The sequence below is a fragment of the Streptomyces sp. NPDC005706 genome (genome assembly GCF_040631045.1).
GTDB lineage: Bacteria > Actinomycetota > Actinomycetes > Streptomycetales > Streptomycetaceae > Streptomyces.
In genome coordinates, this window is record NZ_JBEXYS010000012.1 from 24,730 (window position 1) to 37,533 (window position 12,804).

Genomic DNA, 12,804 nt, shown 5'->3' on the forward strand with positions numbered 1-12,804 from the left:
GGGCGCCATGGAAGCGAATATTTGTGCACGTAACGACGCACGCCATTCGAAACGTACTGAGGTAAATCCCCGAGGGGGCATTCATGACGACCGAGGAGTTGTCCGGGCCGGAACTGACGGAGGCGCCCGCCGCGTCCTCCGCGGAGCCGCCGCGTTGGAGTCCGCTCGTGCTGGTGTCGCTCGGCACCTTCATCACGGTGCTGGACTTCTTCATCGTGAACGTCGCTGTGCCGGACATCCAGAGCGAGCTGCACGCGAGTTCCGTCGCCGTGCAGTTCGTCCTCGCCGGATACGGCCTGCCGCTGGCCACCTTGATGATCACGTCCGGGCGGATGGGCGATCTCTACGGCAGGCGGCGGCTGTTCGTGCTCGGGCTCGCGCTGTTCACCGCCGCGTCCGCGTGTGCCGGACTGGCGCAGAACCCCGGACAGCTCGTCGCGGCCCGGGTGTTCCAGGGTGTCGCCGCCGCGCTCGTCACCCCGCAGGTGCTCGCCCTGCTCGGCGCGATGTACGAGGGGCGCGCCCGGGCGGTGGCGTTCAACGTCTACGGCCTGGCGATCGGCATGGCCGCCGTGTTCGGGCAGCTCATCGGCGGCTCGCTGATCGCGCTCGACCCGGGCGGCCTCGGCTGGCGGGCGATCTTCCTGGTCAACGTGCCCATCGGGCTGGTCGCGGTGGCGCTGGTGCCCCGGCTGGTCCCCGAGTCGCGCGGCGGCGGAGGCGCCGGTCTTGACGTCGTAGGGATGCTCCTGGTCATGTTCGGCCTGGTCGCCGTCGTCCTGCCGCTGACCGAGGGCCGCGAGTCGGGCTGGCCGCTGTGGTCGGTGCTCTGCCTGGTCGCGGCGGTGCCGGTACTGGGGGCGTTCGCGCTGCAACAGCACCGGGGCACGGCGAGGGGCGGCTCACCCCTGGTCAACACGACGCTCTTCCACTCGCGGACGTTCTCCGTGGGCCTGGTGGCCATGATGTTCTACTTCGCCACCATGGGCGCCTGCTTCCTGGTGCTGTCCCTCTACCTCCAGCAGGGGCGTGGCATGTCGCCGCTGGGCTCCGGACTGATGTACCTCCCGATGGGCGCCGGTTTCTTCGGCGCCACCGCCCTCGGCGGCAGGGTGGTGAGCCGGCTGGGCCGGTGGGCCCCGGCGGCCGGTGCCTTCCTGGTCGCCCTCGGCTACGGCGGACTCGCCCTCCTGGTACGGGAGATCGGCGCGGGCGGCGAGGTCGCCCCGCTCGCCCTGCCGCTGCTGGTGGCCGGCGTCGGTATGGGCCTGACGATGGCGCCGCTCTCGGCCATGGTCCTCGCTCCCGTGGGCGCCGACCACGCGGCCGCCGCCTCCGGCATCCTCTCCACCGCCCAGGAGATCGGCGCGACCGTGGGCACGGCCCTGACCGGCAGCATCTTCTTCCGCCTGGTCTCCGACCACTCCGGCCCGGCCGCGGCCCCCCACGCCTTCAGCGTCTCCCTGACGGTCCTGGTGGCGTTCGACCTGCTCGTCGTCGCCCTGGTGGGCTTCATGGGACGGGCGAAGGCGGGCGAGGTGTGACCGGGGGCTTCTTACGGAGACCGGCCCGGGCGCCGGACGTACCGGTGCCGAGAGGCTGAACCCGAGCAGGCGGCCCGCCGCTCTCCCGCATCCGCGGGACGACGTACTCGACGTCCCGCGGCCACGGGTTGCGGGGTCCCGGCCGCGACGGCCTTCCGGACACCGGGCGGGAGCGGCGCCGCGCCTCCCGGCGCCCCGGCCGTCGCGGTGGCGGCCGAACAGAGGGGACCGGGCGGGTGGCGCACGAGACCGACGTCGGGCACCGGCTGCGCGAAGGTCCGCGACAGTCCGGCGGTGGGCCCCGTGCGTCCGGGGCCGGCCCCGGGGGTACACGGAGTCGCGGAGGGCAAGGCCGGGAGCCCCGCGGCACGTCGAAGACCACGGCGCCCACCCACCCCGCGACCGGACGGAAACGAGATGACGCGCCACGCCGACCAGCACGCCGTACCGCGTCAGGTCCGTGTGGGCCGCCCCGCCCCGGTGGTGGCCCTGCTGCGCACCCGACCGCTCGACGCCGACCGCGCCGCAGCCCTGACCGGGGGACGGGACGACCGGTGATCTCGGCAGGGGGACGCGAGGAAAGGAGCGATGACCAATGGCCAGGAACAAGCGCGAGGGTTCCGGCAAGGATCTCTCCAAGGGCGACACGGTGGCCTGGAAGAGCCACGGAAGCACCACGGAGGGCGAGGTCGAGCGGAAGCTCACCAAACGCACCGAGGCCGCCGGACGCACGGTGGACGCCTCGTCCGACGATCCGCAGTACGAGGTCCGCAGCGCCAAGTCGGGCAAGCGGGCGGTGCACAAGCCGTCCGCCCTGCGCAAGAAGTGACCGCGGACCATCGCCGGAGGTGAGGACGGCCGTCATGCAGACATTCCTGCCCGACCCCGACTTCCACCGCTCCGCCCTGCTCCTGGACCGCCGGCGCCTCGGCAAACAGCGGGTCGAGGCGCTCCAGGTCCTGCGCGGCCTGACCGTCCCGGGATACGGATGGCGCCGGCACCCCGCCGTGCGCATGTGGACCGGATACGAGGAGGCCCTGGTCCGCTACGGCCTGGAGATCTGCCGGGTCTGGCGGGACCAGGGCCACCAGGACAGTTGCGCCGCCTCGCTGGTCGCCGGGCTCGCCGCCGAGCGTCCCGGCGCGCCGGTACGCGACCAGCCGGCTCTCGCGGCCGCCGGTGAACTGCCGCCCTGGCTCGGCGACGAGGACTTCCACCGCAGCCACCGCTCCGCGCTCGTCCGCAAGGATCCCGACGCCTACGGCCACACGTTCCCCGGTGTCCCCGACGATCTGCCGTATGTGTGGCCGCGGTCCGACCGGGAACGAGACGGGGTGTCCGCCGGCGAGTGACGCGGGCGGCCGACGGGAGACGGGAGAAGCCGTGCTGCCGGACCTGCGCGCCCAACTCGGCGCGATGCTCTTCCGCCGGGTGGCGGGCCCCGACGGACGGGAGATCCGCGCCCGGATCCACAACACGCCCGGCCCCCGCTGGTTCGGGCCCGACCGGCCCATCCGTACCGTCCACGGCGACGCCTCGATGTTCATCGGCGGGGTGAGCGCCCTCCTGCTGCAGTCCCTGCACCCTCTCGCCATGGCCGCCGTCGACGCCCACTCCGGCTACCGCGGCGACCCCTGGGGGCGGCTGCAGCGCACCAGCGCCTTCCTGGCCGTCACCACCTACGGCACGGCGGCGGACGCGCGGGCGGCCGTCGACCAGGTCCGCGGCATCCACGAACACGTACGCGGGCACACCCGGCGGGGTGAGCCGTACCACGCCGCCGACCCGCACCTGCTCGGCTGGGTGCACACCGCCGAGACGGAGTGCTTCCTGCGCGCCCACGAACGCTACGGCGCCCACCGTCTCGACGCGGCCGGCTACGACGGCTACGCGGCCGACACCGCGACAGTCGCCGAGGCCCTCGGAGTGACCGCCCCGCCGCGCGACCGCCGCGCCCTGTACGACCGGCTGGAGAGCTACCGGCCCGAACTCAGGGCCACCCCCGAGGCCCGTGCCGTGGCACACTTCCTGCTCCTCGAACCGCCGGTGCCGCTCGCGGCGCGCCCCCTGTACGGCGCCCTGGCGGCGAACGCCGTGAACCTCCTGCCGGACTGGGCCCGCGGTCTGCTGCGGCTGCCCCGGGTCCCGCTGGTCGAGGACCTCACGGTGCGCCCGGCCGGTCACCTGCTGACCCGCGCCATCCGCTGGGCCATGGCGCCGCCCCCGCCGTCGCGCTGACGGTGCGCGAATGCCTGGGGGCGGCTTGCTTCCCGGCGGTGGATGCGGGACGGTTGCCGAAGGACAACATCCCCCGAGGCAGGAAGGTGGTGGGGTGCGCGGCGTGCGTGCCCCCGCTTGTGTGCGCTTCCCCGAGTTCTTTTGCCGACCCGCGGGACGCCGGCGTCAACGTCGGCGCGACCTGGGGTGATGCCCCCTACCCGGTCCTCGTCATCGACCGGAGCGGTGTTCTCGTGGGCCTGAACGCCGCCGCCCGCCGGCTCCTGCCGCACCGGGACGGCGACGGCGCGCGGCAGCGCCTCGTGCCGTCCTGGCTGTCCGCGGCCCACCGGCGCCTCACCGAGGGACCGGCCGTCACCTTCACCGGCCCGCTGACCGGCGAGATCGACGAACGCCGCTACGAGGCACATGCCACCCCGTCGGAGGACGGCGCCGTGGTGTGGTGGCTCATCGACGACACCGACCGGCGCGTGGCCGAGACCGCCCTGCACAGCTCGCAGGAACGGGTGGCCATCCTGTCGGCCGTGTCCAGCAGGCTGCTGTCCACCCTCAACGTGCCCCGCTGCGCGGACGCGACCGTGGGCATGGCCGCCGAACACCTCGCCGAGGCCGCCGTGCTCGTGCTGCCCCCGCAGGGGCGTCGGCACTTCCTGACCTACGCCCAGCGCGGTCGCCCCGTCCAGCGGGCCGTGCGGCAGATCGACGCGCGCGCCGTGCACGGCCTGGCGGAGGCCCTGCAGGGATTCCCGCCGGTCCCGGCCCGGTGGATCGACCCCGACGGCCTCCCCGGCTGGGTCGTCCCGGAGGGCTTCGCCGGGCCCGTCGGCTCGGTGATCGTCACCCCGCTGCCCGGTCACGGCGTCCCCGCCGGGGCCCTCATCCTGCTCCGCTCCGGCACCGAGCGGGTTTTCACCGAGGGCGAGGAGGTCTTCGCCCGGCTGTTCGCCGCCCGGGCCGGAGCCGCCCTGTCCGCGGCCCGCCTGTACACCGAGCAGACCGCCATAACGGCCACGCTGATGCGCGAACTGCTGCCGCCGGCCCTGCACACGGTGGACGGGGTCGAGTACGCCGGGCAGTACCGCCCCGCCGGGGACGAGGAACGGGTGGGCGGTGACTTCTACGACTTCCACCCCGGTGCCGAGAGCTCGCAGGAGACCCTCGTCGTGCTCGGAGACGTCGCGGGCAAGGGGCTGGACGCGGCCGTGCTGACCGGCAAGATCCGCAACACCCTGCACGCCCTGCTGCCGCTGGCCGGAAACCACGACGAGGTGCTGAAACTGCTGAACGGCGCCCTGCTGACCACCCAGCACACCCGGTTCGCCACCCTGGTGCTGGCCTCCGTGCGCCGCCGCGACGACCGGGTGCACGTACGGCTGACCAGCGCCGGACACCTGCCGCCGCTGATCGTCCGCCGCGACGGCAGCGTGGAGGAGGTGCCCACCCGGGGCACCCTGGTCGGCGCGCTGCCGGAGATCCGCTCGGTCGGCGCCGAGGCGGTGCTCGGCCCCGGAGAGACCTGCCTGCTGTACACGGACGGCATCACCGAGGCACGCGGCGGGCCGCTCGGCGACGAGATGTTCGGCGAACGGCGGCTGAGGCGGACCCTGGCCGAGTGCGCCGGGCTGCCCGCCGAGGCGGTCGTGGAGCGGGTGCAGATGCTCGCCGCCCAGTGGATCGGGGCGGGCCGACACGACGACATGGCGACCGTGGCCGTCAGCGCCCCGGCGAAGGTCTCGCCGGGCACCGCGGACCACGACGGCGCGGGCGAGCGCGGGAGGCGCAGGTGAGCCTTCCCGGACAGGTGAGCCTTGCCGACCGGGTGAGCCGGATCGAGGACCGGCTCTGGCAGGCCGTTCTGGACGCCGACGAGTACAGCGCGGTCGCTGTCGTGCACGGCGCGCTCGCCGAGGGTGTCGACGAGGAGACCCTGCTGCTGGACGTCATCGCCCGGGTGCAGGCGAAGGCCGGCACCGAATGGGCCGCCAACCGCATCAGCGTGGCCCAGGAACACGCCGCCACCGCCATCAACGAGCGGGTGGTCGCCGCCCTGGCCCACCGTCAGGACGGCGGCCCGTACCTGCGTGGGTACCGCGGACGTGTGACGGTCGGCTGCGTGGACGGGGAGTGGCACGCCTTCCCCGCCCGGCTCGTGGCGGAGATCCTGCGCCTGCGCGGCTGGCAGGTCGACTACCTCGGCGCCCAGACACCCACCCCCCACCTCGTCGCCCACCTGCACCACACCAACCCGCGGGCGGTGCTGCTGTCCGGGTCCATCCCCACCCACCTGCCCACCGCGCACGCGGCCATCACCGCCTGTCAGGCCGTCGGCGTCCCGGTGCTGGCCGGAGGCCGCGCGTTCGGCCCGCAGGGCCGCTACGCGTTCGCGCTCGGAGCGGACCGGTGGGCGGCCGACGCCCGCGGCGCCGCGCAGGCGCTGGAGGCCGACCTGCCGCACCCCGACCCGGCCGCCGCCCGGCAGATCGTGGACGACCTGCCGCACCTGGCCGACCAGGAGTACACGATGGTCGTCCAGTCGCGCGGCACGCTCGTCAAACAGACGCTGAGGGATCTGGAGAACCGTTTCCCCGCGCTGCGTGAGTACAGTGACGAACAGCGGGAGCGGACCGCCGAGGACATCGCGCACATCGTCGACTTCCTGGCCACGGCGCTCTACGTGGACGACGTGGAGGTGTTCACCGGTTTTCTCCTGTGGACCGCGGAGATCCTCGAGGCGCGAAACGTCCCGGCGGTCTCCCTGGTCAGCGGCCTGGACGCGCTGTCCGACCGGCTGCGTGACTTCCCGCGTACCCTGGAACTGCTCCGTGAGGGCGCCACCGCCCTGCTCGAGCGTGCTCACTCGCCCGGACCCGGACCCGACCTGCGCGTATGACCCAGCACTCTGCCACCGACTTCAGCCTCACCACGGTCAGCGCGCCGTCCACCCTGACCGTGCGCGTCGCCGGGGAACTCGACTACGACACCAGCGACGAGCTGGTGGACACCGTCGTCGCCGGCCTCGCCGGCCCGCCGGCCCCCCGCCATGTGCGCCTGGACTTCGCCGCACTCACGTGGATCGACTCCATGGGACTGTCCGCGCTGCTGATGGTCCACCGGCACACCCGGGCGGCCGGGGCCGCGCTGCATCTGGACCACCGGCCCGACGTCCTGGAGCGCATGCTGCGGCACACCAACGTGCTCGGTCATCTCACCGCACCCGTCGCGGCCGGCGAACCGGGCCCGCCGGACGAGGGCGGCGGCACCGGGGCGGTGGTGTCGTGACACCGGCCTCGCCTTCCCCCGACCGCGGATGGCAGGATGACGGCATGCGGTGGGGTTCCGAGACAACAGTGCAGGTCGCGCGGCACGCGCGCGTCCTGGAGATCAGGGTGCGCGGGGAGATCGACTTCGACGAGTGCGACCTGCTGCGCGCCGCCTGGGCCGAGGCCGACGAGTCCGATCTGCCCACCACCGTCGTGGACCTCTCGGGGGTCACCTTCGGCGACAGCCAGTTGCTCAGTGCCCTCCTCGACGCCCAGCGGCGCCACCGCGCGCGGGGCCGTGAGTTCGTCATTCTCGGCCCGCTGCAGGAGGCTCTGGTCCGGCTGCTGGCCATCAGCGGCACCCTCGAACACTTCACGATCACCGACTCCCGCGACAGCGCGCTGCCCAGCGACACGCCCTGACCCGCGGTGCACCACCTGAAAGACCGGGAAGGATGCCGGGAACACCGAGGGGGACGGAATGTCCGTGACGCATGAGAGCGAGGGCGGCCCCGGGCCGCACACGACGCCGGGCCCACAGAACGGCGTGTCCGGTGCCGGGTCACCCGAGCCGGTGGACGCGCTCCGCTTCAGCGCGACCTGGGCCGAGGGCGCCCTGCGCATCGCCGACGCGCGCGGCGCCGTCCGCACCCTTCTCGCCCGGGCCGGGCACCCTCCCGTGCTGCGTGCCAGTCAGGACGCGCAACTGGTGGTCAGCGAACTGATCACCAACGCGCTGCGCCACGCTCCCGGCCCCTGCGGGATGCTCCTGGAGGTCGCTCCCGGCCGGCACGAGCTGCGCGTGACCGTCTCGGACACCTCCCAGCGATCGCCCGTGGTCCGGCCCGTGGACGCCGAGCGCATGGGCGGCCGCGGCCTGCACCTCGTGCTCCGGATCTGCGGCCGGGTGCGCGTCACCCGGCACGACCGGGGCAAACGGGTCACGACCACCGTGCCGCTGCCCGGCCGGGCCGGGGACGCACCCTAGGACGCCGGTTCAGACCTCGCGCCAGCGGGCGTTGCACCAGGAGAAGACGCCGAACGCGGCCAGGCCCAGGGCGACGAGGGCGAGCAGCCACGGACCGGCCGGCAGATCGCGGAACGAACGCAGCGTGTCGTCCATGCCCTTGGCCTTGCCGGGCTGGTGCTGCACCGCCGCGACCAGCGCGAAGACCCCGGCGACGGCGAAGACGAGGCCTCGGGCCGTACCGCCGGCGACTCCGAAGAAGTCGGTGAACCGCTTGGCCTTGTGGGACATCTCCATGGTCCGCAGATGCTTGCGGAACTTCTTCATCACGGCCCGGACGGCGATCCACAGTCCCGCGACCACCACGGCGGCCCCGGCGACACCGACGATCCACTGTCCGCCCGGCCACTTGAGCACGGTGGCGGTGACGTCGTCGGTGTTCCGGTCGGAGGAGCCGCTTCCGCTGCCCTTGTCCCCGGCCGCGTACGACAGGACAGAGAAGGACAGGAAGGCGTAGAACACGGCCCGCGCGGCGGCCATGGCGCGCTTGGACGCCTTGCTCCCGTCCGCGCCGGCCCCGCCGAACACCGCCTCCGACAGCCGCCACAGCGCCATGCCGGCGAGGGCGACGCCGACGATCCACAGCATCGCCGAGCCGAATGGCTTGGACGCGAGTTCGCCAAGCGCGCCGCCGCGGTCGGCCTGCTTGCCGCCGCCGCCGAACGCGATCTGCAGGGCTATGACGCCCACCAGTACGTAGATCAGTCCTCGGGCGGCGAATCCCGAGCGGGCCGCCGCGGCCATCGCCGTGCTGTCGGCCGCGCGGCGGGCGTGGCCCCGTCCACGCAGGGCCCATGACTGTGCATTCATACTGCGCCGATGCCCCCGGACCGGGGTTCGACACCTGCCCGGCGCGGGTGCCCGTCCCACCGCGTGCGATGGGACGGGGCGAACCCGCATGAGGCGGGGTGAAACGCTCATACCCGACGGGGTGAACCTCTACAGGAACCTGCGGATCGGTGCGACCGAGAGCTCGCGGGCCCGCTGGAGCACCGGCCGGCGCCGCCAGCGCACGGGGTCGACCGGCTCGCTGCGCTCCAGGTCCTCGTCGAAGTCACGGTCGAGGCCGGCGGTGAACTCCTCGTCGAGCACGGCGAGCATGACTTCCTCGTCGTGCTCCAGGGAGCGCCGGTTGAAATTCGTGGACCCGATCAGCGAGGCGACCGAGTCGACCGTGATGATCTTGGTGTGCAGCATGGTCGGCTGGTACTCGCGGATCTCGACGCCCTCGTCCAGCAGCCGCTGGTAGTGGTTCTGCCCGGCCAGGCGGCACGCCCGCTGGTCGGTGTGCGGCCCGGGCAGCAGGATCTGCACCTGCACGCCGCGCCGGGCGGTGGCGGCCAGCAGGTCGACGAAGTAGTCGTCGGGCGCGAAGTACGCGGTGGAGAGGCGGAAGCGCTCCTGTGCCGACGTCAGGACGACCCGCACGAGCGTCTGCATGTCCTGCCAGCCGAAGCTGGCCGACCCCCGGACCACCTGCACGACCGCCTGGCCCGGCTGCTCGTGCTCGACGAACCGGTCCCGCTCGTCGTAGAGAGTGTCGTGGCACTCGGCCCAGTTCTGCGCGAAGGCGGCGGCTATGCCGTCCACGGCGGGTCCGCGCACCTCCACATGGGTGTCCCGCCACTCGCCGGGACCACGGGCGTCCCCGCACCACTCCTCCGCGATGCCGACGCCGCCGGTGAAGGCGAGGCTCTCGTCGACGACGAGAGCCTTGCGGTGACAGCGGTGGTTCTGCTTCAGCGGGGACAGCCGCACCGGTTTGCGGAACCAGGCGACCTGGACCCCGGCCTCGTCCATGGCGTCCAGCAGGCTCGGCTCGATCTCCTTCGCCCCGAACCCGTCCAGCAGCAGCCGGACCCGCAGCCCCGCCCTGGCCCGCTCCGCCAGCGCGTTCGCGAACTCGTGCGCGATCTCGCCGCGCCAGTAGACGAAGGTCATCATGTCGATGGTGTGCCGCGCCGAGCGGATCGCCTCGAGCATGGCCGGGAAGATCGCGTCGCCGTTGCGCAGCCGCGTGAGCCGGTTGCCCTCCGTCGCGGCGATGCCGAGCAGACGCTCCAGCCGTCTTCGCAGCCGCTGCTTGCGGGCCTCCGTGTCCTCCGTCGTCGTCGCGCCCGCGTCCGGGTGCCCGTCTTCCTCCGCCGTCCGCTGCAACATGCCCTGCCTCCCCTGTCGTGGCCCGCCCCCTGGCCATGGCTTCGGGGCGGGCGCCGGATCCGCCGGGCGTACGTATACCCGCAGGGCGCGTCACATGCCTTCGGGGACGGGCGGTGTCCGCTCACCGGACACGCGCCCCGCGGCGGCTCACCCCGCCGCGTTGTCGACGCGCAGCCGTACCTGTTCCTCCAGGTGCCGCAGGCTGTGCTCGAGGGCGTCGCACACCTGCCGCTCGCCCGGGTCGTGGCTCTCGTCGAAGAAGGACAGGTGCACGGTCACCTCGCTGGCGCCGCTGCCGATTCCCGCGACCTGGAGCCAGCCCGCGTAACTGCCCTGCTCGCGAGTGCCCCACTCGATGCGCATCTGGTCCTTCTCGGCGCGCATGAGGGCCGCCGTGTCCCTGTCGGTTTCGTCCTCGTGGACCGTGACGGCCGGGGGATCCTCCACGTGCACGTGCAGCTCCCGCGGCAGCCAGGCGTCGAGCTGGCCGACGTTGGCCGCCTGGTCGAAGACATGCTCGGGCTGTGCGGGCATCGTGCGGGAACGCTCGTACTCGGACATCGGGACACCGCCCCTCCGGTCGGAACACGTACCCCGGACGCGTGCCCCATTTGCGCCCGCCGAAAAGCCCCGGTTCGTCCCGGCGCCGGACGGCCCCGGCAGCCGTTCTTGCCGATCTCTCACCTGTGAATTGCCCCAGTATCCGTGCTGTTCGCGCCATGGGTTTGTTAGATTTCGCCACCAAAGAAACCCAGGTGAAGCCCGCCCGTGCACCCGAACGGTCCGGTCTGCCGGGCCCGACCGTTCAGGGGGAGTGGAAGATGAGCGACCCGTGGGACGGCCCGGGCGGGCAGGCCACGCGCGGCACCGCCCGGGTGCCCGCACAGCGCACCGACGAGTCCGGCGCCCCGCACCCCTCCGGCGGCCGCGGTGCCGCCCGGCAGGCGGCAGGGGAAGCCGCCCGGCCCCGCCGCAGCGCACGGGCGCGGCGGGCCCGGCCGGTCCGGCGCGGCAGGCGCGCGCTGCGGATCGCCGGAATAGGCCTGTCGCTCGCGGTACTGGCCACCGCCGGTGCCGGCTGGTGGTTCTACGAGCATCTGAACGGCAACATCCACAGCGTCTCGCTCGACGGCAAGGGCGGCACCGAGAAGGCCGACGCGTTCGGCCGCACCCCGATCAACATCCTGGTGATGGGCTCGGACGGACGCACCAGCAAGGCGGACTGCAAACTCGGCGGCGGCTGCTCGCGTACCGGCGTCCAGGACGGCAGCAACGCGGACGTGCAGATGGTGGTGCACATATCCGCCGACCGCTCCAACGCCACCGTGATGAGCATCCCCCGCGACACCATGACCAAGGTCCCGGCCTGCAAGGACGCCGCGACCGGCCGGTCCACGGGCGGGTACTACGGCCAGATCAACAGCGCGCTGCGGTACGGCCCCGCCTGTCAGGTGGCCACCGTGCACCAGCTCACCGGCATCCCCATCGACCACTTCGTCAAGCTCGACTTCTCCGGCGTGGTCAAGATGTCCGACGCGGTCGGCGGAGTCTCCGTCTGCGTCACCGACGACGTCTACGACACCTACTCGCATCTGAAGCTGTCCGAGGGCAGCCACACCCTCAAGGGCGTCGCGGCCCTGGAGTTCGTCCGCTCCCGGCACGGCTTCGGCGACGGCAGCGACCTCGGGCGCACCATCTCCCAGCACATCTTCCTCGGCGCGATGATCCGCAAGTTCAAGAGCGCGGGCACGCTCACCGACCCGAGCGCGGTCTACGATCTCGCGGACGCCGCCACCAAGGCGCTGACCGTGGACGACGGCCTCGGCACCGTGAAGAAGCTGATCGGTCTCGCCACCGATGTGAACAAGGTCCCCACCGAGCGGATGACCTTCACCACGATGCAGACCGGCGCCGACCCGGGCGACAGCAACCGGGTCGTGGTGGGCTCCGGCGCCAAGGCGCTGTTCTCCGCCATCGCCGACGACCGTTCACTGACCACCGGCTCGGGAAAGAAGTCCGGGGCGGCCTCGGCGACCGCCGAGGCGAAGGCCGTGCCCGCTTCCGACATCGCCGTCACGGTGGAGAACGGCACCGGGATCACCGGCCGCGCCTCCGCCGTCGCGGCCGCCCTCACCGGCAAGGGCTTCAGCACCGGTACGACCACGGCCAACGCCCCCAGCTCCGCGGCCACCACCACGCTCACCTACGGCACCGGCCAGAAGGGCGAGGCCCGGACCGCCGCCAAGGCCCTGGGCCTGCCCGCCTCGCATCTCGAGCAGGGCACCGGCACCGGCCTCACCCTCGTCGTCGGCGCCGACTGGCCGAGCGGCACCACCTGGCCCGGCACCTCGGCGTCGCCGGAACCGGCCGACACCGGGGCGGCCGTCTCCAACGCCCACGCCCAGACCGCCGACCAGGCCAAGACCTGTGCCAAGGTCAGCCCCTACAAGACGGTCAGCCTGGGCGGTGTCCCGATGACACCGGCCCAGGCGTACACCGCCGCGCGCGGCAAACCGGACTCCGACGACTGAGACGTCGCTCCGGAGCGCCGCGCCCGGGCCGCGGCCGGGGGCGC

14 protein-coding genes are annotated in these 12,804 nt (G+C 73.1%); 11 read left to right on the plus strand and 3 right to left on the minus strand.

Annotated elements, in window-relative coordinates; genetic code table 11:
• Positions 1 to 83 precede the first annotated feature (83 nt).
• The 10 genes from ABZ478_RS20380 (at position 84) to ABZ478_RS20425 (ending at position 8,030) form a co-directional block, all read left to right on the plus strand.
• The gene (locus ABZ478_RS20380) at positions 84 to 1,544 is read left to right on the plus strand and encodes an MFS transporter (protein ID WP_359551323.1); all 1,461 of its coding nucleotides are present in this window, start codon (positions 84 to 86) and stop codon (positions 1,542 to 1,544) included.
• A gap of 417 nt (positions 1,545 to 1,961) precedes the next feature.
• Positions 1,962 to 2,102 carry a hypothetical protein gene (locus ABZ478_RS20385; protein WP_359551326.1) on the plus strand — a complete coding sequence of 47 codons (141 nt, stop codon included), beginning with the start codon at positions 1,962 to 1,964 and terminating at the stop codon, positions 2,100 to 2,102.
• 37 nt (positions 2,103 to 2,139) lie between these two features.
• Positions 2,140 to 2,373 (plus strand): DUF2945 domain-containing protein, encoded by a 234-nt coding sequence (locus ABZ478_RS20390; RefSeq protein ID WP_359551327.1) that lies wholly within the window; start codon positions 2,140 to 2,142, stop codon positions 2,371 to 2,373.
• Between the two features lie 34 nt (positions 2,374 to 2,407).
• The gene (locus ABZ478_RS20395) at positions 2,408 to 2,896 is read left to right on the plus strand and encodes an MSMEG_6728 family protein (RefSeq protein ID WP_359551330.1); all 489 of its coding nucleotides are present in this window, start codon (positions 2,408 to 2,410) and stop codon (positions 2,894 to 2,896) included.
• A gap of 31 nt (positions 2,897 to 2,927) precedes the next feature.
• Complete coding sequence (locus tag ABZ478_RS20400; protein WP_359551332.1) at positions 2,928 to 3,782, plus strand: oxygenase MpaB family protein; 855 nt, start codon at positions 2,928 to 2,930, stop codon at positions 3,780 to 3,782.
• A gap of 107 nt (positions 3,783 to 3,889) precedes the next feature.
• Positions 3,890 to 5,569, plus strand: coding sequence for a PP2C family protein-serine/threonine phosphatase (locus ABZ478_RS20405; protein ID WP_359551335.1), 1,680 nt, complete (start codon positions 3,890 to 3,892; stop codon positions 5,567 to 5,569).
• Positions 5,566 to 6,672, plus strand: a complete 1,107-nt coding sequence (locus tag ABZ478_RS20410) for a cobalamin-dependent protein (RefSeq protein WP_359551338.1) — start codon at positions 5,566 to 5,568, stop codon at positions 6,670 to 6,672. The genes ABZ478_RS20405 and ABZ478_RS20410 overlap by 4 nt, the downstream gene beginning before the upstream one ends.
• The gene (locus ABZ478_RS20415; RefSeq protein ID WP_359551341.1) at positions 6,669 to 7,061 is read left to right on the plus strand and encodes an STAS domain-containing protein; all 393 of its coding nucleotides are present in this window, start codon (positions 6,669 to 6,671) and stop codon (positions 7,059 to 7,061) included. The genes ABZ478_RS20410 and ABZ478_RS20415 overlap by 4 nt, the downstream gene beginning before the upstream one ends.
• 44 nt (positions 7,062 to 7,105) lie before the next feature.
• Positions 7,106 to 7,465, plus strand: coding sequence for an STAS domain-containing protein (locus ABZ478_RS20420; protein ID WP_359551343.1), 360 nt, complete (start codon positions 7,106 to 7,108; stop codon positions 7,463 to 7,465).
• Positions 7,466 to 7,523: 58 nt separating this feature from the next.
• Positions 7,524 to 8,030 (plus strand): ATP-binding protein, encoded by a 507-nt coding sequence (locus ABZ478_RS20425; protein WP_359551346.1) that lies wholly within the window; start codon positions 7,524 to 7,526, stop codon positions 8,028 to 8,030.
• A gap of 9 nt (positions 8,031 to 8,039) precedes the next feature.
• On the opposite strand, the gene ABZ478_RS20430 is transcribed toward ABZ478_RS20425, so the two are convergent.
• The 3 genes from ABZ478_RS20430 to ABZ478_RS20440 form a co-directional block, all read right to left on the minus strand.
• Positions 8,040 to 8,879: a DUF1206 domain-containing protein gene (locus tag ABZ478_RS20430; protein WP_359551348.1), complete on the minus strand. Its 840-nt coding sequence runs from the start codon at positions 8,877 to 8,879 to the stop codon at positions 8,040 to 8,042.
• Positions 8,880 to 9,008: 129 nt separating this feature from the next.
• Positions 9,009 to 10,229 (minus strand): phospholipase D-like domain-containing protein, encoded by a 1,221-nt coding sequence (locus ABZ478_RS20435; RefSeq protein ID WP_359551350.1) that lies wholly within the window; start codon positions 10,227 to 10,229, stop codon positions 9,009 to 9,011.
• 147 nt (positions 10,230 to 10,376) lie between these two features.
• Entirely contained in the window at positions 10,377 to 10,790 is a 414-nt protein-coding gene (locus ABZ478_RS20440) for an SRPBCC family protein (RefSeq protein WP_359551353.1), read from the minus strand.
• A 260-nt stretch (positions 10,791 to 11,050) separates the two neighbouring features.
• Here ABZ478_RS20440 and ABZ478_RS20445 point away from each other — a divergent pair, with 260 nt between their 5' ends.
• Positions 11,051 to 12,760 (plus strand): LCP family protein, encoded by a 1,710-nt coding sequence (locus tag ABZ478_RS20445; protein WP_359551355.1) that lies wholly within the window; start codon positions 11,051 to 11,053, stop codon positions 12,758 to 12,760.
• Positions 12,761 to 12,804 lie beyond the last annotated feature (44 nt).